The organism is Halohasta litorea, assembly GCF_024494645.1.
GTDB lineage: Archaea > Halobacteriota > Halobacteria > Halobacteriales > Haloferacaceae > Halohasta > Halohasta litorea.
In genome coordinates, this window is record NZ_JANHDJ010000003.1 from 310289 (window position 1) to 333177 (window position 22889).

Consider the following 22889-nt stretch of genomic DNA (forward strand, 5'->3'; position numbering starts at 1 on the left):
GTGTGTAGTTGTACCATACCTCTGGATTCTCAGATGGCCGCACGCACAGCGGCGACTGTGCGGGAGGTCCCGTGATCCGAGGAATGAACACATGACACACCAAACAACCGTACTCGTTATCGGCGGTGGCGGAACCGGCGTCGGAACTGCACGCGATCTGTCCGCCCGCGGCGTCGACGTCACGCTGGTCGAGCGGGATGGACTGGCTGGTGGCACCACAGGGCGTTCTCACGGCCTGCTCCACAGCGGCGCGCGGTACGCCGAATCCGACCCAGAGGGCGCGGCCGAATGCATCGAGGAAAACCAGATCATCCGAGAGATCGGCGGTCACTGTATCGGTGACACCGGCGGAATCTTCGTCCAGCTGGAGGAGGACGATCCCGAGTACTTCGAGGCGAAACTGGAAGGGTGTCAGGAACACGGTATTCCGGCCGAGGTCATCGACGGCGACGAGGCCCGCGATCGGGTGCCCGAACTCTCCGAAGACGTCGTCCGGGCGATGGTCGTCCCCGACGGCGTCATCTACCCCTCGCGGCTCGTCGCCGCGAACGCCGCCAGTGCCGAAGCCCACGGCGCGACGGTGTTGACACACGCACCAGTCGAGGCGATTACCGTTAGCGACGGCGTGATCTCCAGCGTCGAGGTCGGCGGCGAGGTCAACGAGACCATCGAGGCAGAGTACGTCGTCAACGCCACCGGCGCGTGGGCCGGGGAGTGTGCCGCAATGGCCGGGGTCGACGTCGAAATGCAGCCGACCAAGGGCGTGATGGTCGGCGTCGACTACGAGGGGCTCGGCCCCGTTGTCAACCGCTGTCGGGTCCCCGACGACGGCGACATCATCATCCCCCACGAGACGCAGGTCGTCCTCGGGACGACGAGCGTGGCGGTCGACGATCCCGACGAGTTCGACGAAGAAGGGTGGGAGGTCGAAAAGATGTTCCAGGAGTGCGCCGATATGATGCCAGCGCTCGACGGCCGGGAGATCGCCCGCACCTGGTGGGGCGTCCGGCCGCTGTATGCGCCCGACGAGGCCGGTCGCGGGAGCCGCGACTCCGGGAAAGGCGACGAGCGGGGCATCTCGCGTGGCTTCTTCCTCCTGGATCACGAGCAGGATGGCGTCGAGAACTTCGCCAGCGTCGTCGGCGGCAAGCTGACGACCTACCGGATGATGGCCGAAGCCGTCGCCGACCACGTCGCCGACGTACTGGGCGTCGACGGCGAGTCGATCACCGCGACCGAACAGCTTCCAGGAGCCGACGACCCCGACCGACTCGACGAGTTCGTCGCGAAGTACAGCGCCCGCCAACCGGCCGATCTGGATGTCGTCGAGGACCGCAGCGGACAGGTAGCCGACGACTAACCCGCGTCGCTCCCTCCACGACAGCGTCTCGGTCTCCGGGTCGGCGGGCCATCCCGACTCCGAGTAGACACCTTAACATACCGAGACCGTTCTCTGTGGTGTATGGTCGATCCCACGTCCGATATTGGCGAGGATGTTACGGAGGACAACGCGCCCGAATGCGAACAGTGCAGCGAGACGATCGTTCAGTCGACGAGCCACCGGGTCGTCACGGCAGTCGAAGACGGCCGGGCCGTCCACCACCATTTCTGCAGCGACGGGTGCCGCGACGAGTGGCAGGCCGCCTAGCCGGGCATGTCGGCGTCGGCTCCACAGCTGCCTCCGGGTAGCGGTGCGTTCGGGGAGAGTTTTTATCACCGGCGACGCTACGTCCGGGTATGATTTCGCTTGAGGACGCAGTCACCGCGCGGCTCGAATCCCACGGCGCGCGCTTCGAGGTGCTCGTAGAGCCGGATGCTGCACTGGCGATCAAACGCGGGGAGTTCGACGGCGAGCTGGAGGACGTGATCGCCGCCGAGGACGTCTTCGAGAACGCCTCTCGCGGTGATCGCCCGGCCGAGAACGATCTGGAGACGGTCTTCGAGACGACCGATCCCATGGAGATCATTCCCGAAGTAATCAAACGGGGAGAGATCCAGATCACTGCCGACCAGCGCCGAGAGATGCAAGAACAGAAGCGAAAGCAACTGATTACCCGGATCGCGCGAAACGCGGTCAACCCACAGATGGACGATGCGCCCCACCCACCGGAGCGGATCGAGCGCGCCCTCGAAGAGGCGGGGTTCCGGATCGATCCGATGGAGCCCGTCGAATCACAGGTCGACGAGGCACTCGAAGACCTCCGACCGGTGTTGCCAATCCGGTTCGACGAGGTGACGATCGCGGCCCATCTCCCCGCCGAGTACGCCGGGAGCGCCCAGGCGAAGATCCGGCAGTACGGGGAGCTCGAACGCGAGGAGTGGCAGGCAGACGGCTCGTGGGTCGGCGTGGTCACCTTCCCCGCCGGGCTGCAAAACGAGTTCTACGAGCTCGTCAACGAACAGACCAGCGGCGAGGGCGAAACCCGGATTATCAAGGACGAAGACGACATCAAAACGCGGTAGCGCCGAGGGATTCTTGACTGTGGCGGGCCAACCCCGTCCATGGACGTGGTTCACACTGCGCAGCAGTAACCCCAGTTCGGCGGCACGAGCGGCCACTCGCCCGGAGGAGCCATGAGAGCGATCGTCGCCAAACGGGTCGAAAGCGGCACGGCCGACCTCGCGGAGCTTCGCGATCTGGCGGCCGCGGCGGGGTACACCGTCGTCGGCGAACTCACCCAAACACGCACGGAAGACCCCGCCTACTGTTTCGGCGAAGGCAAAGTCGAGGAGTTGGCCGAGCTGGTCGTCAGGACCGACGCCGACACCGTGATTATCGACAACGAGGTCGGCCCCTTCCAGATGTTCAACATCGGCCAGACCCTCCCCGAGGAGACGGAGGTACTCGACCGGTTTACCCTCATCCTGGACATTTTCGGCCAGCGGGCCCAGACACGAAAAGCCCAGTTACAAGTAGAACTCGCCGAACTCCGGTACGAACTCCCGCGAGCGGCCGCGAAGGCCAGCCTCGCCAAACGCGACGAACGGCCCGGCTTCATGGGGCTCGGCGAGTACGACGAGAGCCGCGAACGGGATATCAAGGCCCAGATCGCCAACATCAACGACGAGTTGGAGGCGATCGCCGACAAGGAAGCCCAACGGCGGGCCGAACGCCGGGAGTCGGGGTTCGATCTCGTCGCGCTGGCGGGCTACACCAACGCCGGGAAGTCGACGCTCCTGCGCCAACTGGCCGCAGAGCTCGACGTCGACGAGAACGCCGACAAACACCCGGATCTCGATTCGGTGGCCGAATCCCAGGACATGCTGTTTACGACCCTCGGGACGACCACGCGCCGGGCGGAGTTGGACCGCCGGGAGGTGCTGTTGACCGATACGGTCGGCTTTATCTCTGACCTTCCGCACTGGCTGGTCGAGTCCTTCCAGTCGACGCTCGAATCGGTGTATCGGGCCGATCTCGTCTTGTTGGTGGTCGATGCCAGCGAGCCGATCCAGGAGATGCGCGAGAAGCTCGTCACCTCCCACGACACCCTTCACGAGCGCAACGAGGCCCCGATCCTCACCGTCTTTAATAAGGTCGACCTGCTCTCGGAGGCGGAACTCGACGAGAAGCGGGCGGCGCTGTCGGGGATCGCGCCGAACCCGATCGCCGTCTCGGGGCGGACTGGCGAGAACATCGAGACGCTCCGCCGCCGGGTCGAAGCCGAGCTGCCCGACTGGAAACACGAGCGGCTGTTGGTGCCGATGGCCGACGAGACGATGAGTCTGGTCTCGTGGGTCCACGACCACGCCCACGTCGAGACCGAATCCTACGAAGCCGATCAGGTACTACTGGAGTTCGACGCTCGCCCCGCGGTCGTCGAGCAGGCCCGTGCGAGGGCCGCCGACCTCAACCCCGTCGAGTCGACCTAGCTGGGCCAACGACGTGCAGCCCCTACAGTTTAAATAAGTTGACAGTTATCTACTCCCGGTCCCTTCGATCATCTCCCGTCGAGACTCGTTGAGCGCATCACAGACGGTTCCTTGGCTGTTGACGTTGACCTTTGCCGACCGGGTTCGCCGCCGAAGCAGTTCGAACATGGATTCGTCGATCGGGTCACCGTCAGGCATCCGAAACAGCGGGTCGGTCTCGCCAGTGAGACAGCCCTCGGCAGTTGCCATCTCGAGATACTCCTCGATCGGGTCGGCGTCGACCGAAACCCCGAACGATCGGTCACCGAGGTAAATGTGGATTCGATCGTCGTCCGTGTCTCGGTCGAGGTCGGCTGGCGTGAGTGCGACGATCTGTGCAGGCGAGAGCCCGGCATCGAGCAGCGCTTCGACGGCGTCGTACTGTCGGGCCAGCCGCGCTTTGTGATCCAGCGTTGCGCGGACCGCTTCGAGCCCACCATCGGCGTCCGGGAACGCCTCCCCGAACGGGCGTCCCTCGTTGACGCCGGTGTTGATTTCCGTTTCGTGCATGTGATCACGGAGGACGATCTCCGCGCTGTCGACACCCGAGATGGATTCGATCGCCGACTTGGCGTCGGTCGCCATCATCCATGCGAACGCCGGCGAACACCACGCTGTCGGGAGCAGAAAGGCCATCCGGACGTTCGTCTCCGAGCCGCTGGGAGCCCGTTCGATGGTGATCTCCTCGATATACTCCAGTTCGACGATCGACCGATCGAGCTCGGGATCGAGCACCGAATCGAGCGCGGTGCGAACCGACTGCTCGGTGACTGATCCGGACGACCCCGGCTGGCCGGTTGGTTCTGAGCCCGACATGATCAGTCGTCGGCGACCGCGCCACCGGTGGTGTCGCTGTACATCGGTGCGAGATCGTACTCCTCGGAGATGGCATCGACTTCGAGATCGCGCTTCTTCTGTTCGATGTCGATATCATACAGTTCGGCCGCGTTCTCGCCGAGGATCTTCTTTTTCGTCTCCAGGCCGAAGTCGACGCCGTACTCGGCTTGCTGTTCGTCAGTGAGCTCAGCCTCCAGGAAGGTCTCGACGAGCCAGTCAGGGTTCCACAGCGCGTAATCGCTGCCGAACAGCAGTCGATCCTCGCCGAGCCAGTACAGCAGTTCGCCCATGATCTCGCCGAACTTCCGCGGTCGGTTGACCGCCATCGGCGCGGCAACCGCCAGTCCGCCGTAGACGTTCGGCTCTTGGGCGGCGATCCAACAGAAGTCGTCGAGTCGGGGGAGCCCGACGTGCTCGACAATGAAGTTCAGCTCCGGGAAGCTAGAGGCTGCCAGATCCACGTCGCCGACGTCGAACGCGTCCTTGTTGAGCGGCCGGATCGTTGGCCCCTTGTGTGCGTGGATATTTTTGATGCCGAGGTCGGCACACTTCTGGAGGAATTCGAAGGAGTCGTCGGAATCGAGCCGCCACCCCTTCGAGTCGCCCTTCCACTCTGCGGTGTAGACTTTCGCGCCGAGGATGTCGCGTTCTTCCTTCTGTCGCTCGAGCTCTTCGAGCCCCGCCTCGCCGTCACGGGGATCGAATCGGCCGTTGACGATGAACCGTTCGGGGTAGCGGTCGACCATCGCCCCGAGATCGTCGAAGGTGTTGAACCCGTCGTGGTAGAACTCCTGGAGGTGGGTCGGCTGGAAAATACCCATGTCGACGACGCCGTTGCCAAAGAAGTCGTCCGTCAGCCGGTCGGCACCATACTGCTGGTACTCTTCAAACGTCCACTGTCTGTCTTCCGGGGTAAATCCGGTGTGGTAATCATAAAAACAGTCGATGAACTGCTGGCCGCCCTCCGTTTTGATGTTTTCGTCGCTTGCATCCCACATGTGTATGTGGCCATCGATCACGAATATGTCCTCGCCTTCGTATGTGAACATTACATACAATCATTAAGGACCATGATATATAATCCACACGGTAAATGATTATATAAACTAGTTTGAGAGGGGTAATAGTCGATTTGTTTAAATGATTTATCAGTCACCATTCTAATGATCACTCAATTAGAGACCACAACAACAATCATGAATCCCGACGGCTCTGTAGCTTTTTGCGGATCGACGGTCGAGAAGTGGTATGACTACCACCGACGAGCGCCCCCCAGTGACGGTGATCAGCGGGGTGCTGGGCGCGGGCAAAACGACACTGCTGAACCGGCTCCTGGAGAACAACCGCGGCTCCCGACTCGCGGTCGTCGTCAACGACATGGGCGAGGTCAACGTCGACGCCGATCTGATCGAACGCGAGAATCCCGAGACGGGCCTCATCGAACTCTCGAATGGGTGTATCTGTTGTCGGCTCCAGGGCGATCTGGTCGAGGGGATCGTCGACCTCGCCGAGAACCGGGAGATCGACGCGCTGGTGATCGAGGCCTCGGGGATCTCCGAGCCGACGCCGATCGCCCGGCGGCTCAGCCAGCCGCCGGAGGAGGGACTGGATCCAACTGAGGCGGTCCGGCTCGATACGATGGTGACCGTGCTCGATGCCTACGGCTTCTGGAAGGAGTTCGACGCGGGCGCGTCGCTCCCCTCAGAGGCACCGGACCCCGAACGGCCGCTCGCCGAGGTGCTCGTCCAGTCGGTCGAGTTCTGCGACGTGCTGCTAATAAACAAGTGCGATATGGTGCCCGACGACGTGCTCGACGAGATCACAGGCGTCGTGAGCGAACTCAATCCGCGGGCGACGATCCAGGAGACGGAGTACGCCGACATCGACCCCTCGCTCGTGATCGATACCGGCCGCTTCGACTACGAGGCGGCCAGCCGGTCGGTCGGCTGGAAGACCGCACTTCGGGAGTCGCGGACGGGCAAGACTAGCCACGACCACGCAACCGACGAAGAGGAAGCGGGCCACGACCACGCAGCCGACGACGATGAGGCTGGCTACAACCACACAGCCCACCCGGTCGACTCCTTCGTCTATCGGCGAGCCCGCCCGTTCGACCCCGAGATGTTCGCCGATCGCCTCGTCGAACAGCCCGCGGGTGTGGTTCGAGCCAAGGGCGTCTGTCACGTCGCCGGAACCGACGACGTGATCGGGCTGAACCGAGCCGGGGCCGCAGTACAGGCCGGACCGATCGGCGAGTGGGGCGACGACGAGCCGCGGACCGAGCTCGTCTTTATTGGGGCCGGTATGGATCGCGAGGAGATCGAGTCGACGCTCGATGACTGTCTGGTGGAGCCCGGAACGACAGCCGACGAGTGGGGGCCGACACCGTTCCCCATCGAGTCGGTCGGTGAGGCCTGATCGTCCGCTTTCGACCGATCAACCGAATCTCACGCCGAGTCTCGTTCGTCTACTGGCATATGCGAGCAGGATAGGAGTACCAATCGGCAAATACAATGGAGTATTATGTGGATTTATTAGCGTTCAACGGGCAAAAATGAAACATGTCTGACGAGGAGATCCACCGCGGGCTCGAAGATATCGTTGTTGGGGAAACGAACCTGAGCTATATCGACGGCCAACAGGGTGAACTCGTTATCGGTGGGTATCCACTGTCGGAGCTTGCGACCAACGCGACCTTCGAGGAAACGCTGTTTCTCCTCTACAACGACGACCTGCCGACGGAAGCCGAACTTGAGGATTTCAGCTCGGAGCTGGCACAGTACCGATCAGTTCCGGAGGGCACCATGGACGTCGTGCGTGCAGCCGCCGTTGCCGAGTCGAGTCCGATGGACACGCTGCGGATGGCCACGGCTTCGCTGTCGCTGGATATGGATGGCGAGGAGCCACACCGGGACACGCTCGTGTTGGTCTCGCGGCTGCCGACGATCGTTGCCGCCTACTGGCGGCTCCGCGACGGCGACGAGCCGGTCGCTCCCCGCGAGGATCTCTCTCATGCAGCGAACTATCTCTATATGCTGACCGGCGAGGAGCCGGACCCCGCGGAAGTCCGCGGCCTCGAAACCTACCTGAACACGGTCGTCGACCACGGGTTCAACGCCTCGACATTTACCGGTCGCACGATCGTCTCGACGGACTCCGACCTCTATTCGGCGGTCACCGGCGCGATCGGGGCGCTGAAGGGGCCGCTCCACGGCGGCGCGCCCGGGCCGGTTCTCGATATGCTCCTGGAGATCCAGGCAAGCGGTGACGTCGAAGGCTACATTCGTGAGACGCTGGAGTCCGGCGAGCGCCTAATGGGGTTCGGCCACCGGGTCTACGAGGTGCGTGATCCACGCGCCGAAGTGCTCTCGACGGCGGCCGAAACGTTCTATGAGGCAGGCGGTGATTCGGCGTTCTTCGAGCTGGCGATGGCGGTCGAAGACGCCTCGGTCGACCTGCTTGCGGAGTACAAACCCGGGCTGAATCTGGAGACCAACGTCGAGTTCTACACTGCCGTGTTGCTCCACGGGGCCGGAATTCCCAAGGCGCTGTTCACGCCGACGTTCGCCATCGCGAGGGCTGGCGGCTGGACGGCCCACTGCCTCCAGCAGCTCGACGACAACCGCCTTATTCGCCCGCGGGCGAGCTACGTCGGCGAGAGGGATCGAACGTGGACGCCGCTCGAAGACCGGCAGTAGGGAGTTAGCCTTCGAGTTCGCCGCGAAGCTCGTCCCACGACTCGTGGAAGCCGTGGGTCGAGGCCGACTCGGTTCGGATCGCCGTCTGGTAGACATCGTCGTACTCCAGGAGGGCGGTCCACCCCTCGCTGAAACTGTAGGCACAGTACTTGCACATACTCGGCCATACGTCGGACACACTGGTATCGATTGTGCCGCCAAACGAATCAATCCAGTTTCAGGACACTCTGGACCACCGATACAGTAATATACTCCCTCCCGAAGTAGCAGACGACTGCCGGTCGTCACAACCGGTATTCGGGCACAATGATAGACCACACTCATACAACGGATTCACTCTCGGGGGAGTGTCGACACTGCGAGTGGACCGTCATCGAATCGTCGTACGGGAGACTCGTCACGGCATATCAGAATCACCTTCGGAGCGACCACCCGACAGCGTGGCTCCGCAGTTAGGATATAAATAAATCGGCGGCGAGAGGTCGGCAGTTAGGGTTCGAGCAGCACCTTCGTCACACCCTCTTCGCGGTTGTCGAAGGCCTCGTACATGTCGGGAGCCTCATCGAGGTCGACGCGGTGGGAGACGACCCAACTCGGGTCGGCCTTCCCCGAGATGATCATATCCCGTAGCTCACGGTTGTAATCCTTGACGTTACACTGGCCGGTGCCCAGTTTGATCCCTTTCTCGAAGAGTTTCCCGAAGTCGATCCCGAGCCGACCCTGTGCGGCCATCTCGTCGGGCGCACCGGGGTCAGAGGGCACATAGAGGCCGGGGATGCCGAGCTGTCCAGTCGGTCGAACCACCTGGATCAGCTGGTTGAGGACGACCGCCGGGTTCTCGCGGGCCGGATCGTAGGCGTCGTCGCTCGGATCGGTTTCGGGATCGATCGCCTGGTAGCCAACGGCGTCGACGCCCTTGTCGACCATCGCGCCGTGGGTGTCTTTGATCTGCTCGACGGGGTCGCCCTCCTCGAAGTTGATCGGTGTCGCGTTACAGTGGTCTTCGGCGAGTTCGAGGCGCGAGGGGACACGGTCGACGACGTAGATATCGCTGGCTCCCTGGAGGTCGGCGCTGTAGGCGGCCATCAGGCCGACGGGTCCGGCTCCGAAGATGGCGATCGATTCGCCGGGTTCGAGGTTTGCGAGCCGAGTGCCGTGCCAGCCGGTCGGGAAGATATCCGCCAACAGCGAAAAGGAATCCTCGTGTTCGTCGCCCTCCGGCAGTTTCAGCGCGTTGAAGTCGGCGTACGGAACACGAAGTTTCTCGGCCTGTCCACCTTTATACGGCCCCATCGCAACATAGCCGTAGGCCCCACCGGCGAAGCCGGGATTGACGTTGGTACAGAACCCCGTCTTGCCGTTCTCACAGTTCTTACAGAACCCACAGGCGACGTTGAACGGGGCAACGATCCGGTCGCCCGCTTCGAGCGTGCTGACCGCATCGCCGACCTCGGTGACCGTCCCCATGTTCTCGTGGCCGAAAACGATTCCCTCCTCGGCGGAGGTCCGGCCCTCGTACATGTGGAGGTCCGAGCCACAGATCGCGGTTGTCGTGATATCGATTATCACGTCGTTTTCGTGTTCGATTGTCGGTTCGTCGACCTCCTCGATTGCGACGTCGTGAGGTCCCTGATAGACGACTGCTTGCATTGACATTTGATAACACCTTCTCCGCAGTTAGTACCGTGGCTCGCCGGTCGTGAATAATTTTCTTCAGTGTTTAAGATTGTAAAATAAGACAGTGGTAACAGCTGCGGCCAAGAGTATAATGATTAGTAGTCTCTTGCTGTAGTTAATAGCACACGGACAGAGAGTCAGCGTCGACCGGTTCGATCACCCGACTGGAGAGGGGGCGAGCGAACTCAAGGCGTACGTTTTCGTTTCTCGACTACGTGGACGTTCTCGATTGCAGTGTGGGGATACTGCCCATCGCTGTCCTTTTCGACTGCTTTACACATATCCCAGACGACGTTCAGGCCGGTGGTCACACCTTCGAGGGCCTCCATTTCACAGCCGGTTTTGCCGGTGGTTTCGACCGTGACGGTGAGTTCGATCCGGTCGTCCTCGACCGAAAAATCGGTCCCGACGTTCGTAATCGGGATCTGGTGGCACATCGGGATGGTTTCCCAGGTGTGTTTGACCGCCTGGATCGCGCCGATCCGCGCGGTGGCGAGCACGTCACCTTTGCCGAGTTCGTCGGCTTCGATCGCGTCGATCGTCGACTCCTGGAGTCGGATCTCGCCCGCTGCGACTGCTCGGCGGCTCGTGTCCGGTTTTGCGCCGACATCGACCATCTGGACTGCTCCCTCGTCGTCGGTGTGCGTGAGCTCCTCGGGGTCCTCACTCATTGTTCGAACGCCTCCTGGAGCCGCTCGATGAGATCCGTCGCCACGAGACCGTAGCCCGCCTCCTCGAAGGCGAGATCGCCCGCCCGGCCGTTTATATACGCGCCGACCGCTGCGGCGTCCCGGGGCTCGCGGCCGGTGAACAGCGAGCCGACGACGCCCGCCAGCACGTCGCCGGTGCCGCCGACGGTCATGCCGGGATTACCGGTCCGGCTGATCCGTGTTTCGTCACTGTCGGCAATCACGTCGTATGCGCCCTTCACGAGCAGCGTCTGTCCGATCTCGGCGGCGAACTCAGCGACCAACTCGGCGCGCCGCTCCCAATCGTCGTCAGTCTCGCCACCCATTTTTATAAGCTCACCCTGGTGTGGCGTACAGATCAGGGTAGCGTCGGTCTCGACCCGCGGCACGACCGACAGCGCGTCGGCGTCGACGACCGCCCGGCCCGAATAGGATTCGAGGAACGATTCGACGGCCGCCAGCGTCTCGTCGTGGCTCCCGAGGCCGGGGCCGCAGATCACGACGTCCTGCTCGGCGGCGAGATCGACGACGGTGTCGACGGCTCTCGGAGCGAACCGGTCGCCCTCGAAGGGGTGGACGATCAGGTTCTCGCTGTAGCTCTGGATCTGGGCGGCGACCGACGCCGGGCAGGCGACGTGGACGAGGTCTGCGCCCGCCCGAAGCGCGGCCTGTGCCGAAAGGGCAGGTGCGCCGGTGTAGGGGCCGCCGCCGATAACGAGCAGTTCGCCGTGGTCGCCCTTGTGGCTCTCGGCGGCCCGACCGCGGCCCCGGAGGTCGCCCGGTCCGACGAACAGTTCGGCCGCCTCGGGAATCCCGATATCGGCGACCGTAACCGGGATATCGAGCGATTCGAGGCCGGGTTTGCTGTCGTGGAAGGTAACGACGTGGTCGGCGTCGACGGCCACCCCCGCGGCATCACCCGTATCGGCATCGACACCGGAGGGCACGTCGACCGAGACGACCGGCGTATCAGTGGCGTTGATCGCTCGGGCGGCGCTGGCTTCGGGCTCCCGGAGCGCGCCGGTGACACCAGTTCCCAACATGGCATCGACGATGCAGTCGGCATCCTCCAGAGCGAGCCCGTCGAGGTGGATGGTGTCGGTGATGGTCGTTGTCGGCAGGTCGGCCTCCTGGAGAGCATCCCAGTTCTCGCGGGCGATGTCGGTGCCGATGGCTGCTGGTCGACCCAAAATGGCGGTTTCGACATCGTAGTCGCCGAGGAATCGCGCGGCGACGAAGGCGTCGCCACCGTTGTTGCCGCGGCCACAGACCAGAACAATGCGACTGCCGGGGTCTACTTCGGTACGAACAACGCGAGCGACGGCGTTGCCGCTGGACTCCATCAACTGCTTTCGAGGGATTCCGAGGGCGGCGGCGTTGGCGTCGACGGCCGCCATGCGATCGGCTCTGATCATGGCTGTTCTTTGCTGGCCCATCGGTTAATCGTACGGGCTCGCTATGCGGCCGCTGACCGACAGCGGCATCGGGTGGCCGGTCGACAGGTCGAGTCGACCGAACAGAAACCCCGCAATAGGCGTTTATTGAACTCGGTGCCGCACCACAGTGTGTCATGTCTCAGACACCACCCGACGAGCGACGCGCGGAGACGCTCGATCCGGACGCACAGGAACTGTTGGAGACCCTCGGCGAGGTGGGTGCGCCGGATATCTCACAGCTGTCGCCCGAACAGGCCCGAGCGGTCCTCGGCGACCTATTCACACCGGACGTCGACCCCGAGCCGATCGACTCGGTCGAAGAACGCAAGATCCGTGCCCCGGCGCGTGATATTCGGGTCCGTATATACGATCCCGAACCGGACGCCGACCTCCCGGCGACGGTCTACTTCCACGGCGGCGGCTGGGTCGCCGGGAACCTCGCGACCCACGACGGGGTGGCCCGCTCGCTGGCTACCGAGGGCGAGTGTACTGTGGTGTCGGTCGACTACCGCAAAGGGCCGGAACACCCGTTCCCGGCCGCGGTCGAAGACGCCTACCACGCGACCAAGTGGACGGCCGACGAGATCGCCGGAGAAAACGGGCTGGCGGTCGCCGGCGAGAGCGCGGGCGGTACCCTCGCAACGGTCGTCGCCCAGATGGCCGCAGAAAAGGAAGTCGGAACGCCGGAGATCGACCACCAACTCCTGTTCTATCCGGTGACGAACCACTCCTTCGAGACACCCTCCTACGAGGAGAACGCCGACGGCTACTTCCTCACCGCGCGGGGGATGGTCTGGTTCTGGAACCACTACCTCCGGAGCGACATCGACGGTGCGAACCTCCGGGCCTCACCGCTCCGCGCCCCGAAACGAATCCTTGCACAACTCCCGGATGCGACTGTCGTCACCTGCGGCTACGACCCGCTCCGTGACGAACAGTTCGCCTACAGTGAGGCTCTCGAAAACGCAGGGATCGGCGTCGACCATCACCACTACAGCGATATGATCCACGACTTCGCAAATATGCGGCGGCTGGCCGATCCCTTCGAGGGAATCGAGGCGGCCGAAGAGGTACGTGAGCGTGCCGGGGAGGCCCTCCGAGAGACGTTTAACTGATTCGGGCGTCGTCGGTGCCGCCACCAGCGAAGTCGACTTACTGGCCGTCGCGCAGCGTCCGGACGCGAGATTCGAGTTCGGCGATGGCGTCGGTCTGGTCGTCGGTCGCCGCCACGATGTTGTCGGCGGCGTCCTCCGTCCCGGCGGCGTGTTCGCGGGCCTCTTCGAGCGTCGTGGTTACCTCTTCGACCGTCGCCGCCTGGTCGTCGGTCGCCCGCGAGACCTCCGCGATCCCGTCGGCGGTCTGGTCGATGGCGGTGGCGATCTCCTCTAGGGAGGTCAGCACATCGGAAATCTGATCGCTCGCGGTCTCGATCTGCTGGTGGGACTGCTCGGCGGCGTCGACGGTCGAATCGGTCTGGCTCTGGAGTTCGTCGATGTTCTCGGTGATCTGTTCGGTGTACTGGCGGGTCTCGTCGGCGAGGTTCTTGACCTCGTCGGCGACAACCGCGAAGCCGTCGCCGTCCTCGCCGGCGCGGGCGGCCTCGATGTTGGCGTTCAACGCGAGGAGATTGGTCTGTTCGGCCACGTCGGAGATGATCTCGACGACGTTCTCGATGTCGTCCATCCGGTCGCCGAGTTGGGTGACGCTCTCGACGAGATCCTCGCCGAGATGGGTGACCTCGTCGGTGGCGGTGCGGACGTCCTCGGAGGCATCGAGGCCGTCGTTTGCGGCCTCCCGTGCCGTCTCGGCGGCCGTACCGACCTCTTCGGCGCTGGCGGCGACCTCCTCCATGCTCGCCGAGAAGGTCTGCATCTCGCCGACGCTCTCGCTCAACAGTTCGTTTTGCTCCTCTACGTTGTGTGAGATCTTGTCGGCGGCGCTGACCGCCCGCTTGACCGACTCGCCGAGGGCCGCCGCCTGCTCGTCGACGCGAACGACGACGTCCTGGAGGTTGTCAGCCATCTCGTTTACCTCGTCGACGACGCCGACCAGTTGGGCGTCGATGGCGTCGGTGTCGCTAAAGGAAGCCCGAGCATCGAGGTTGCCGGTCCGCAGTGCCCGGAGCGTCCCCGAGACCTCGTCGACCAGTGCCTCGGTGGCCTCCTGTCGCTGGCGTTCGTCGGTGAGGTCCTGGACCATCTCCATCGCGCCGACCAGCTCGCCGTCCTCGTAGAGCGGCATCACGGTGATCCGTGCGTAGTGTGAAACGTCGCCGCTGTGGTCGGTCAGTCGGTCTTCCTTGGCGTAGAGATACCGCGAGCGGTCTTCGAGGGTCAGCCCGTAGACCTCGTCGGCCGTCTGGGGCGCGTCGAGGACCTGCTCGATCATCGTTTTCTCCGTCTGGTCGTACAGCAACATACCGACATCCGACCGGCCAATCGCCTCCTCGGCAGGCACGCCGGAGAGTTCGGCCATATCCCGGTTCCAGGCGGTGATTTCCCCCTCGGTGTCGATCACGAAGACGGCCTGTGGGATGCCGCCGAGCAACACGTCGGTGTCGACATCGAAGCCCTGGTCGTCGGTGTCGGCGCTCCCGGCGTCGGCCGCAGTCGCCGCGTTGTCGGGAATGGTGACTCCTTCAGTGCTCGATTTTGTCCCGACCTGTCCCCCATCAGGACGTGCAGCGTGAGCCTCAGTGCCCTCCCCGGACAGCCACGAACGTACCCGCTGCAGCAGATTCAGACGCATTCTGCACAATACTGCAGGCTTCACCACAGTATAGTTTCCCCGCCAAGAATCAGGTTTGATAGTCAACGACGGGCAGCAAGGCGGTCGCGTGGGACGCGAGTGTTGCGGCAGTAGCTGTCGGGTAGTCTACCGGTGAGCTGTCCGGGGGCGCTGTCGACACACGGATCGATCGAAGCAACTACGACTGGGCCCTTTCCCACTCGAAATAGCGGCGCAATCCGTCCGCCAGTGGTCGGTGGTCGATGCCGAGTTCCCGTTTGGCCTTCGAGTTGTCGACGCGAACGCTGTTGCCACTGAGGAACTCCAGGGTCTCGGGTTCGAACCCCTCGGGCGGCGTCGCCACGCGCTCGACCACCCGCATGCCGCTGGCGAAGACGCTGAACAGCCCTTGCGGTGCCGTTCGCGGGGCCGGGATGCCGGTGATCGACTCGGCGGTATCGAACAGTTCGGCGAGCGTCCTGGATTCCCCCGCGATGATGTACTCCTCGCCGGGGCCGCCGCGCTCCATCGCCCGAATGTGTGACCGGGCGGTATCCTCGGCGTACTCGTAGGGGAACGCCCAGTCCTGGGGCACCATCGGCAACTCGCCCTCCAGATACCCCCGAAGGATACCCCGGGTTGTCCCGTAGGGTTTGTCCCACCGCCCGAAGATGTTGCCCGGCAGGACGACGACAAGTGGCAGTCCCTCCTCCATCATCGGTTTGGCGACCTCGTAGTGGGCCTCCCACTTGGTGCGGAGATACACCGACGGCGGGGGTGTTGGCCTGTAGGATTCGTCGACCACGCCCGTCTCCGCGTCGCTGTAGAGCCCCACCGTACTGGTATACACGGCCTTGTCGATCCCGAGTTCGTCGACCAGTTCGAGGACGTTCCGCGTCCCCTCGACGTTGATGCGTTCGGCCGTTTCCACGTTATCAGGGCCGGGGCCAATGTAGGCCCACCCCGCGATATGGAAGACGCCGTCGACGCCGACCATCGCCTCGCGCATACTCTCCTTGTGAGTGATATCGCCCTCGACGATCGTCGTCTCATCGGGGAGATGGGCCGCGTTCGACCGCGACCGGGTCAGTCCGGTCACATCGTGGCCGTCGTCGACGAGTTGATGGACGACGTGAGAACCGAGCAATCCTGTCGCTCCAGTGACGAAGTAGTGCACGTTACTGTGGAACTGACAGTCGACTATAGAGATTCGTGCAACATCTTGATTTCTGTAGCCATGGGAGTCGACCAGCTACGGCTGAAGGAATAAGTGGCCAGTCAGAAAGCCTAGGCCGGAATTTGAATCCGGGCTCTCGTCCTTACCAAGGACGCGCTTTACCGCTAAGCTACCCAGGCACGCAATCAATCGTTGGCCGGATATGCTTTTACGCGTTTCGATTCGACGCCGCTGCCGGGCGATTTTCCCTACCCATCGCTGGCCGAGGAAGGAACGGCCTCGTCGACACCCGACAACTCAGTGAGCCGACTCACAGCGGACTCCGAAAGCACGGTCCCGGCGGCCGACAGCTTCTCGCCCTCGGCGCGGGCGAGGTCGGTCGCAAACGAGAGGACCTCCGCCGAGGGGTCGGTGTCGACCGCAGTCAGCCCCGCCCGCACTGCCAGCGCGAAGATATCGGCTTCAAGATTCCGGTCGAGCGTCTCGGTGTCGGCGTCGCGTCGGCTGCGAAGTGTCTGATCGCGGCCGAAGTCCTGGACGGTCTCGACCGCGGCCGCGGAGGCCTCGGTTCGCGCCAGCAGGTAGAACCCACGAGAAACAAAGACGTCGGCGGCCAGGATGTCGATATCGGCGTCGATCTCGTCGGTCGTCGTCTCGGTCCACGGCTCGGCGTGGGCGATCGACCGGGTGAGCCGGAGTCCCTCATAAATGAGTTGGACGCCAGCACTCCGCTCGGCAAGCGATTCGAGGTCGACCGCCGCGTTGCCCGCTTGGGCGCTCAGAAAGACCAGTACACCCGGTGCCATCGACCCCTCAGCCAGCCGGTCGAACAGCACCTCCTGGAGGTGCTGGGGCTCGATATCCGCCACCACCTCCCGTGCTGCGGCCCGAGCCCGCGCGGCAGTATCCATCTCCTATTCCTAGAATTGCGACGGTCAAAGACCTTTGGAAACACCCTACAGGTCCAGGGGCTGGGGGGCTGGCGGCATCGACCGCTTGTGCTCGCTTCCCGCAACGAGTCCCTCGACCCGCTCGATGTCCGCGCGGCTCACGCCGTCCAGAGCCCGAACGGTCGCAGCCGTCGAAAGCGGACCGTCAATGTGGAGCGCGAGGATCGCATCGACCGTATCATACCCCACGCCCATCTCGTCTTCGTCGGTTTGGCCGGTCCACATCCCCGCCGTCGGCGTCTGCATCACCAGATCGTGGGGGACGCCGATGTGGGCGGCCAGCTGGCGGACCTGCTGTTTATACAGCCCGCCGATGGGGTTGCAGTCGACGGCTTGATCGCCGTACTTGGTGAAGTAGCCGGTCATCGCCTCCGCTCGGTTGCCGGTGCCGAGGACGACCCGGTTTTCGGCATTTGCCACGAAGTAGTTCAGAACGGCCCGCGTCCGGACGTAGACGTTGCCGGTGGCCATCCGGTCGTCGGCCGCTTCGGGGACGGCCTCGAAGAACTGCTCGGCGATCGGTTGGATCTCGATCACGTCGTACTCGATGCCGAGATCCATAGCAACGCGCTCGGCGTCACTCATATTGTCGGCGTCGTTGACCTCGCTGGGCATGACGAGACCGTGTAATCCGTCAGCACCGAGGGCCTCGACGGCGAGGTAGGCGGTCGTCGTCGAGTCGATCCCGCCCGAGAGGCCGAGGGTGGCCCCATCGGCACCGGCGGCCTCGACAGTCTCACGAACGAACGAGACGAGGTGGTCGCAGGTTCGATCCAGTTCGGCCTCCGAGAGTCGGAGATCCAGCGGGGCATCTTCGGAGAGAACGTCGGCATGACTGCTCATACCAGTTCCTTGGCTAGGATAGACTAATAGGCTCGTATTAGCCCGTCGTTGTCGACGTACGTTCAGTTCCTGTCGACTAGGTTTGAACCTACTGTCAACCACCGAGATAGGACTGCACAGAACGCCCGAAACACAAGCAGGCTCCAGCGGCTACTCCGGCATCCCCGAGAGCGTGTCGAACCGTTCGTAGGTGAGTTCGATCGACTCGATGGCCATCCCGTTTGCGCCGCCAGTGAGATCGGGGCCGCTCCATTTGATCGGGTAGGCGTTGGTGAACTCCCAGCCCCATGCACTTTCGCCCTTGAAGCCGGATTTGAGTTTGAGGACGACATCATGCTTCGTGATCGTCCCGCTCATCACCTCCTGGAGCCAACTCCAGAAGCTCGTGTCCTTGGTGAGGCCCCGCTGCAAGACGAGATTCGCGTGGGCGAACCCGCCGGGAAGCTGGTGGACGTGGTCGTTGACGCCGCCTTCGCGGTAGGTAACGGTATCGAGCTCCATCGTGAGCCCCGAGACCTCCGAGAAGCCAGCGACCGGCTGGCCGTCGACTTCGAGTTCGAAGTTGTACTGCGAGTAGGGATTCTCGACCACTACCGGTCACCCCTCGAACTCCGGATTGACCAGCTCGATGCCGCCCTCGGTGCGGCCAGTGGGGCCGCCGCGGCCGCCGGAGCCGGTCTCTCGGTTGAGTTTCTCGTTGATCGTGCTGATCTCATCACACCACCGTTGGCGTTCCCAGTGGGGCATCCGCAGGACCTCGTCGTGGCTCCAGTTGAAATGGTAGGCCACGAAGGCGACCTCTTCGTAGAGCTCATCGGGATCGTACAGCCTCAGCCCGTCGGGTTTCCCAGTTCGGCCTCGCCGTCGACCGCGTCCATCCCGGTCGGCTCCAGACTGCCGCCCTCGCCGGGAACCGCGGCCTGGGCGTCGTCGGGGCTGTTGATCCGCTCGTAGAGCCCCTGGAGGAACTCCAGGTCGGTGACGAACAGCGACTCGATCACCTCAGGGTCGACCGTCTCCAGATCGCCGAGTTCGGTGACCACGCGCGACAGCAGCACGACAGTCAGATACGACGAGTTCGACTGGACGCGCGGGTCTTTTAAGGGCTTGATCTCGTCGGCGGCTGTCGCCAGCCGCATGCGACCCTCCTTGTGGAGGGTGCCGTCGTCGTCGACGTACCCCTGCGGCAGGGTGAACTCGTGTTCGGTCTGGAGTGCCGAGTCGGTCACTGTTGACCCTCCGTTCGGCCGCAGGAGACGACGATACGGTCGGCGTGTCGCTGGCTCCGACCCGTGTGGAGATAGCCCTCGTCATCGATGCGGGCCTCAGCACTGAGGCGGTGGGTCGAGAGTGTGTATGAGTCGCGGTGTCGTGTGTGGGCCGTCATACGTCCTTCCGCTCCATTTCGTCGAAGGTGATGACGTAGGTCTCGACGGCGACGTTGTCGCCGCCGCCAGCCCCGGAGTTGAGCGATGGCGGCTGGTACTCCTTGGGCCAGGCCTTCGTGAAGTTCCACCGCAGGTGCGATTCGCCCTGCTCGTCCTGGAGGATAACCGCGATCTCCTTGCGGGCATCGTCGAGATTGCCTTCGACGACGGTCTGCCGCCAGTCGAACATTTCGCTGTTTTCCTGCTTCGAGCCACGTTCGAGGATGAGATCGTCATAGACGGTCTTGCCCCCGAGAGCACGGTCGTGGGTCGGATCGTTTCCTTCGCGGTACTCGACCTGTTCGGTGCGCTGGGTCGGGATCTCGACGCGGCGGAAGCCACCGATCTGGATGCCGTCGAGTTCGATACGGAACCGGTTTGCGCGTAGTGGGCCATGTCTGTCTGGCATTGGTGTGAGTAGTGTGGATCGTTAGCTGCGTGGTTAGGCGTCGGCCGTCCACTGGCCGATTCTGAAGACGACGAACTCGGCGGGTTTCACCGGCGAGATGCCGATCTCGACGATCAGTCGGCCGTTGTCGATATCGTCTTGGGTCATCGTTTCCTCGCCGCATTTGACGTAGAAGGCCTCGTCGGCGGTCGATCCCTGGAGGCCGCCGTCGCGCCAGACGGTCGTCAGGAAGTTCTCGACCGACTGTCGGACGCGGGCCCACAGGTCCTTGTCGTTGGACTCGAAGACCGCCCACTCGGTGCCCTCCTCGATCGACTGCTCGACATAGAGGAAGAGCCGACGGACGTTGATGTACTTCCAGGAGGGGTCGCTCGACGTCGTCCGAGCACCCCAGAGCTGGATGCCGCGGCCCTGGAAGCTCCGTAGGCAGTTGATCCCCTTCGGATTCAGGAGGTCCTGTTCGTCTTTGGTGATCTCGTGTTGGAGCGAGACCGCGCCGCGAACCGGCTCGTTGGCCGGGGCGGCATGGACGCCGTGGGTCGCGTCGCTCCGGGCGATGATGCCTGCGACGTGGCCGCCCGGCGGGACGAGTTTCTGGCGGTTGGTATGCGGGTCCGAAACCTCGATCCACGGGTAGTAGTAGCCCGCATACGAGGAGTCGACCGGCGTCTCCATGTCGGAGACCGCACCGGCGACCTGCGGGGCCTGCAGGATCGCAAACCGATCGCCCTTGTTCTCACAGTGGGCGACGACAGCGTCGGTCAGGCCGGTAATATCGTTCTCGTCGGGGACACAGACCAGCGAGATGTCGTCGTGCTGTTTGAAACCGGCCAGCCCGGTCCGCATTCCGGGCTGGTCGACGCCCTCGTAGTCCGACAGGGAGACCTCGTCGCTGTCGGGCTTCGAGGAGAGATCCGAGGCGACCTCGACGTCGACTTCCTTCTCGCCATCGCGGACTGCTTCGATATCTGCCTTCAGGTCGGACTTCTTCTGGCCCGTATCGAGATCGAGCGGTTCGCCGATCTCCTGGAGCTCGGCTTTCTTTTTGTCATCGAGATCCTCGGGGATCTGGACGGTCTGCTGGCCGCCGTCGGTCGCCGCCGCAGCGGTCCGGTTGGCCGTCGAGAGCCACGTCAGGCCCGCGGTTGGCCGTCCGTCGGCGAGATACTCGGCGTCGACGAGCACCGAGCCAGCCAGCTGCGACTCGTAGAACTGGCTCGATTCGGGATCGACCGAGAGGTCCTCGTAGGTCGTCTCGACATCCGGGGCGGGCGTCGGTTCCGCAGCGGCAGGCTCCTCGACGGTTTCGATATCAGTAGACCAGTAGCGGACGGTGAGGTCGAAGTACTCGCCCTGTCCGTCGGAGGCAATGACTGCGACACTGTTGCCCCACTCGCCGGGGCCGTTGGCCGCCAGTTCGAGGACCGAGTTGCCGCTCTCGTCGGCCAGTTCCGCAGTTGCGAGGTCGTCATGATCGGCCGCCGTCACGCGACCGACGTAACACCGACTGCCGCCGTTTTTGAAGTAGCCGTCGACGGCGGCATCGAGATCCGAGGAGGATGGACTCTTGCCGTAGGTGCGTTTGAACTGTCCGAAACTCGTGATCAGCGTTGGTTCAACCGGACCGCGCTCCGTCTCGCCGAGGAAGCCAGCCGTGCTCGTGCTGGCCCCTTCGACGGATTTGGTTCCGGTGTCTACTTCCTCTACGTATACGCCTGGGGATTGGTATTCTGGCATTTATATTCCGTTGTGGAATTCTGTTTGACCGTACTATCTGTCTGAACCGGTACATAGCATACGGTTGTCACTTTGACATATATAGTTACGTAAATTACGCGTTCTTGGTCGCCGTATAAACGATTTCGAGGTCGACAGCGGCTTCGGCAACGCCGTCGAGCGCAATCGCGACCTCCACGGCGGGCTGGTCGTCGGCAAGCGTCGACTGGAGCTCCGCGACGGCATCGAGATACCGGTCGGCCGTCTCTTCGCGGGCCGTCCCGACGAGTTGGTCGCCGATATCGACGAACAGCGAAGAGAGGTCCGCGACCGTCGTGATATACCGATCGGGGTCGGCGTGGACCTCGTTGTGGCTGGCAGCCTCGACCTGGTGGGCGATCTCACGAGCCGCCTTGCTGACCGAGCCGTCGTGGTCGGCGAACCGTTCGGCGGTCGACCGGAACTGTCGGGCGGTCGTCTCGAGCGTTTTCCGCAGCAGGTGTGTGGTCGTCGTCTGCTGGCGAGCCTTGAGATCGGCGAGTTCGGACTGGAGATAGTCGACGCGCTCGTGAATCCCCTCCAACTCGGTTGGATCGAGCTCCGGCTCCGGAGGTTCGGCCTCGATTTCGGTCCGGTGTGGGTTCTCCGTATCGGCGAGATGGTCGACGAGCAGGCCATACAGCAGGTCGTGGTTGAGGCCGTACTCCGGCTGCGGGGCTGTCTCCGATCGAACCCAATTGCCCCCCGACTGCCGCTCGAACCCACCGAGATACACTGCCGCATCCGTGCGGCTGGGCTCGTTGGTTCGGTGGGTGTCGTGGTATGCCGCCGCGATCCGCCCGGCGAGCGCAGACGGATCGTCGGCCGAGAGATCGACATCGAGTCCTGGAACCGGTTCGCGGTCCGGCGGGCGCTCCCGATAGGTCAGCTCGAAAGACTCACGGAGCCGGTTGGACGCCGTCTCGGAGACGGGGCCGTCGGCATCGGGGACGGGCACGGATTCGAGGGCCGTTTCATCGAACCGGACAAAGAGGTGGCACTCTTCGCCCTCTGGGGCCGGGAGCGTCTTCGTCGTCGGCGTCTCGACGACGATCGGGCGACCCGAACCGTCGATAGCGACTCCGGCGTCGACCGAGACGGTGAGTTCGCCATCGCTGCTTTCGATGGATCGAACCCCGAGCCCGCGAAGGATTCCTGCACTCGTTGTATGGCGGGTCACCAGTTCCAACCGCCCAGCGTGGTACCGCTGTTCGGCCTCCATATCCGCTGCCGTCATGAGCTTCCCGTCGAAAAACCGGTTTTTTTCGAACTGACTCGCCGCCTGCGTCTCCGGCTGTTCGCTATCGTTGACCATTCGAGATGACAACCAGCGGTCCTGTGCCGAGTACTAGTAT

The 22889-nt window shown here is 63.4% G+C and carries 23 protein-coding genes, 1 tRNA gene and 1 pseudogene; 7 read left to right on the plus strand and 18 right to left on the minus strand.

Annotated elements, in window-relative coordinates; translation table 11 throughout:
* The first annotated feature begins 91 nt into the window (after window positions 1-91).
* From NO877_RS09910 to hflX, 4 genes are all read left to right on the plus strand, one after another.
* The gene (locus tag NO877_RS09910) at window positions 92-1360 is read left to right on the plus strand and encodes an FAD-dependent oxidoreductase (protein WP_256396180.1); all 1269 of its coding nucleotides are present in this window, start codon (window positions 92-94) and stop codon (window positions 1358-1360) included.
* Between the two features lie 102 nt (window positions 1361-1462).
* Window positions 1463-1648, plus strand: coding sequence for a DUF7576 family protein (locus tag NO877_RS09915; protein WP_256396181.1), 186 nt, complete (start codon window positions 1463-1465; stop codon window positions 1646-1648).
* A gap of 89 nt (window positions 1649-1737) precedes the next feature.
* Complete coding sequence (locus NO877_RS09920) at window positions 1738-2463, plus strand: ribosome assembly factor SBDS (RefSeq protein ID WP_256396182.1); 726 nt, start codon at window positions 1738-1740, stop codon at window positions 2461-2463.
* 111 nt (window positions 2464-2574) lie between these two features.
* Window positions 2575-3870, plus strand: a complete 1296-nt coding sequence (gene hflX / locus NO877_RS09925; RefSeq protein WP_256396183.1) for a GTPase HflX — start codon at window positions 2575-2577, stop codon at window positions 3868-3870.
* Between the two features lie 45 nt (window positions 3871-3915).
* On the opposite strand, the gene NO877_RS09930 is transcribed toward hflX, so the two are convergent.
* Together NO877_RS09930 and NO877_RS09935 are read right to left on the minus strand one after the other, a co-directional pair.
* Window positions 3916-4725 (minus strand): iron-sulfur cluster assembly protein, encoded by an 810-nt coding sequence (locus NO877_RS09930; RefSeq protein WP_256396184.1) that lies wholly within the window; start codon window positions 4723-4725, stop codon window positions 3916-3918.
* Between the two features lie 2 nt (window positions 4726-4727).
* Window positions 4728-5795 carry an amidohydrolase family protein gene (locus NO877_RS09935; protein ID WP_256396185.1) on the minus strand — a complete coding sequence of 356 codons (1068 nt, stop codon included), beginning with the start codon at window positions 5793-5795 and terminating at the stop codon, window positions 4728-4730.
* 199 nt (window positions 5796-5994) lie between these two features.
* On the opposite strand from NO877_RS09935, the gene NO877_RS09940 reads away from it, so the two are divergent.
* Window positions 5995-7164, plus strand: a complete 1170-nt coding sequence (locus NO877_RS09940) for a CobW family GTP-binding protein (protein ID WP_256396186.1) — start codon at window positions 5995-5997, stop codon at window positions 7162-7164.
* Between the two features lie 143 nt (window positions 7165-7307).
* A complete protein-coding gene (locus NO877_RS09945; RefSeq protein WP_256396187.1) occupies window positions 7308-8444 on the plus strand; it encodes a citrate synthase/methylcitrate synthase in 1137 nt (378 codons plus the stop codon).
* A 4-nt stretch (window positions 8445-8448) separates the two neighbouring features.
* Here the strand turns inward: NO877_RS09945 and NO877_RS09950 are convergent, their stop codons facing one another.
* From NO877_RS09950 to NO877_RS09965, 4 genes are all read right to left on the minus strand, one after another.
* Window positions 8449-8601 (minus strand): hypothetical protein, encoded by a 153-nt coding sequence (locus tag NO877_RS09950; protein ID WP_256396188.1) that lies wholly within the window; start codon window positions 8599-8601, stop codon window positions 8449-8451.
* Between the two features lie 332 nt (window positions 8602-8933).
* On the minus strand, window positions 8934-10094 hold the full coding sequence (locus NO877_RS09955) for a glutathione-independent formaldehyde dehydrogenase (RefSeq protein WP_256396251.1): 1161 nt from the start codon (window positions 10092-10094) through the stop codon (window positions 8934-8936).
* A 212-nt stretch (window positions 10095-10306) separates the two neighbouring features.
* Window positions 10307-10792: a cyclic pyranopterin monophosphate synthase MoaC gene (moaC, locus tag NO877_RS09960; RefSeq protein WP_256396189.1), complete on the minus strand. Its 486-nt coding sequence runs from the start codon at window positions 10790-10792 to the stop codon at window positions 10307-10309.
* Complete coding sequence (locus NO877_RS09965) at window positions 10789-12225, minus strand: NAD(P)H-hydrate dehydratase (RefSeq protein ID WP_256396190.1); 1437 nt, start codon at window positions 12223-12225, stop codon at window positions 10789-10791. The genes moaC and NO877_RS09965 overlap by 4 nt, the downstream gene beginning before the upstream one ends.
* 155 nt (window positions 12226-12380) lie before the next feature.
* Here NO877_RS09965 and NO877_RS09970 point away from each other — a divergent pair, with 155 nt between their 5' ends.
* Entirely contained in the window at window positions 12381-13361 is a 981-nt protein-coding gene (locus NO877_RS09970) for an alpha/beta hydrolase (RefSeq protein ID WP_256396191.1), read from the plus strand.
* 37 nt (window positions 13362-13398) lie between these two features.
* Here NO877_RS09970 and NO877_RS09975 read toward each other — a convergent pair whose 3' ends face one another.
* From NO877_RS09975 to cis13, 12 genes and pseudogenes are all read right to left on the minus strand, one after another.
* Window positions 13399-14994, minus strand: a complete 1596-nt coding sequence (locus NO877_RS09975) for a methyl-accepting chemotaxis protein (RefSeq protein ID WP_256396192.1) — start codon at window positions 14992-14994, stop codon at window positions 13399-13401.
* Between the two features lie 178 nt (window positions 14995-15172).
* Entirely contained in the window at window positions 15173-16150 is a 978-nt protein-coding gene (locus tag NO877_RS09980; RefSeq protein WP_256396193.1) for an NAD-dependent epimerase/dehydratase family protein, read from the minus strand.
* 107 nt (window positions 16151-16257) lie between these two features.
* A tRNA-Thr gene (locus NO877_RS09985) sits at window positions 16258-16329 on the minus strand.
* Between the two features lie 69 nt (window positions 16330-16398).
* Entirely contained in the window at window positions 16399-17061 is a 663-nt protein-coding gene (locus NO877_RS09990; RefSeq protein ID WP_256396194.1) for a DUF7114 family protein, read from the minus strand.
* Between the two features lie 45 nt (window positions 17062-17106).
* Window positions 17107-17943 carry an NAD+ synthase gene (locus NO877_RS09995; protein ID WP_256396195.1) on the minus strand — a complete coding sequence of 279 codons (837 nt, stop codon included), beginning with the start codon at window positions 17941-17943 and terminating at the stop codon, window positions 17107-17109.
* A 150-nt stretch (window positions 17944-18093) separates the two neighbouring features.
* Complete coding sequence (gene cis5 / locus NO877_RS10000; RefSeq protein WP_256396196.1) at window positions 18094-18534, minus strand: CIS5 family contractile injection system inner tube adaptor; 441 nt, start codon at window positions 18532-18534, stop codon at window positions 18094-18096.
* A gap of 6 nt (window positions 18535-18540) precedes the next feature.
* Window positions 18541-18777 (minus strand): DUF6760 family protein, encoded by a 237-nt coding sequence (locus NO877_RS10005; RefSeq protein ID WP_321169427.1) that lies wholly within the window; start codon window positions 18775-18777, stop codon window positions 18541-18543.
* A gap of 101 nt (window positions 18778-18878) precedes the next feature.
* Window positions 18879-19172 (minus strand): annotated as a pseudogene (locus NO877_RS10010) (hypothetical protein); the annotation flags it as partial.
* The gene (locus tag NO877_RS10015; RefSeq protein WP_256396199.1) at window positions 19169-19330 is read right to left on the minus strand and encodes a hypothetical protein; all 162 of its coding nucleotides are present in this window, start codon (window positions 19328-19330) and stop codon (window positions 19169-19171) included. The pseudogene NO877_RS10010 and the gene NO877_RS10015, both read right to left, overlap by 4 nt.
* Window positions 19327-19779 carry a phage tail protein gene (locus NO877_RS10020; protein WP_256396200.1) on the minus strand — a complete coding sequence of 151 codons (453 nt, stop codon included), beginning with the start codon at window positions 19777-19779 and terminating at the stop codon, window positions 19327-19329. Before NO877_RS10020 ends, NO877_RS10015 begins: the two co-directional genes overlap by 4 nt.
* A 33-nt stretch (window positions 19780-19812) precedes the next feature.
* The gene (locus NO877_RS10025; protein ID WP_256396201.1) at window positions 19813-21516 is read right to left on the minus strand and encodes a phage tail sheath family protein; all 1704 of its coding nucleotides are present in this window, start codon (window positions 21514-21516) and stop codon (window positions 19813-19815) included.
* 94 nt (window positions 21517-21610) lie between these two features.
* Window positions 21611-22849 (minus strand): CIS13 family contractile injection system protein, encoded by a 1239-nt coding sequence (cis13, locus tag NO877_RS10030; RefSeq protein ID WP_256396202.1) that lies wholly within the window; start codon window positions 22847-22849, stop codon window positions 21611-21613.
* Between the last annotated feature and the right edge of the window lie 40 nt (window positions 22850-22889).

Bases quoted from the DNA above. Each gene is read 5' to 3' on its own strand.
- hflX (WP_256396183.1), top strand. From the start codon at position 2,575: ATGAGAGCGATCGTCGCCAAACGGGTCGAAAGCGGCACGGCCGACCTC.
- NO877_RS09940 (WP_256396186.1), top strand. From the start codon at position 5,995: ATGACTACCACCGACGAGCGCCCCCCAGTGACGGTGATCAGCGGGGTG.
- NO877_RS09920 (WP_256396182.1), top strand. From the start codon at position 1,738: ATGATTTCGCTTGAGGACGCAGTCACCGCGCGGCTCGAATCCCACGGC.
- NO877_RS09915 (WP_256396181.1), top strand. From the start codon at position 1,463: ATGGTCGATCCCACGTCCGATATTGGCGAGGATGTTACGGAGGACAAC.
- NO877_RS09930 (WP_256396184.1), bottom strand. From the start codon at position 4,725: ATGTCGGGCTCAGAACCAACCGGCCAGCCGGGGTCGTCCGGATCAGTC.
- NO877_RS09945 (WP_256396187.1), top strand. From the start codon at position 7,308: ATGTCTGACGAGGAGATCCACCGCGGGCTCGAAGATATCGTTGTTGGG.
- NO877_RS09935 (WP_256396185.1), bottom strand. From the start codon at position 5,795: ATGTTCACATACGAAGGCGAGGACATATTCGTGATCGATGGCCACATA.
- cis13 (WP_256396202.1), bottom strand. From the start codon at position 22,849: ATGGTCAACGATAGCGAACAGCCGGAGACGCAGGCGGCGAGTCAGTTC.
- NO877_RS09955 (WP_256396251.1), bottom strand. From the start codon at position 10,094: ATGCAAGCAGTCGTCTATCAGGGACCTCACGACGTCGCAATCGAGGAG.
- NO877_RS09950 (WP_256396188.1), bottom strand. From the start codon at position 8,601: ATGTGCAAGTACTGTGCCTACAGTTTCAGCGAGGGGTGGACCGCCCTC.
- NO877_RS09975 (WP_256396192.1), bottom strand. From the start codon at position 14,994: ATGCGTCTGAATCTGCTGCAGCGGGTACGTTCGTGGCTGTCCGGGGAG.
- NO877_RS09910 (WP_256396180.1), top strand. From the start codon at position 92: ATGACACACCAAACAACCGTACTCGTTATCGGCGGTGGCGGAACCGGC.
- NO877_RS10025 (WP_256396201.1), bottom strand. From the start codon at position 21,516: ATGCCAGAATACCAATCCCCAGGCGTATACGTAGAGGAAGTAGACACC.
- NO877_RS09970 (WP_256396191.1), top strand. From the start codon at position 12,381: ATGTCTCAGACACCACCCGACGAGCGACGCGCGGAGACGCTCGATCCG.
- NO877_RS10015 (WP_256396199.1), bottom strand. From the start codon at position 19,330: ATGACGGCCCACACACGACACCGCGACTCATACACACTCTCGACCCAC.
- NO877_RS09990 (WP_256396194.1), bottom strand. From the start codon at position 17,061: ATGGATACTGCCGCGCGGGCTCGGGCCGCAGCACGGGAGGTGGTGGCG.
- moaC (WP_256396189.1), bottom strand. From the start codon at position 10,792: ATGAGTGAGGACCCCGAGGAGCTCACGCACACCGACGACGAGGGAGCA.
- NO877_RS09965 (WP_256396190.1), bottom strand. From the start codon at position 12,225: ATGATCAGAGCCGATCGCATGGCGGCCGTCGACGCCAACGCCGCCGCC.
- NO877_RS09995 (WP_256396195.1), bottom strand. From the start codon at position 17,943: ATGAGCAGTCATGCCGACGTTCTCTCCGAAGATGCCCCGCTGGATCTC.
- NO877_RS10020 (WP_256396200.1), bottom strand. From the start codon at position 19,779: ATGCCAGACAGACATGGCCCACTACGCGCAAACCGGTTCCGTATCGAA.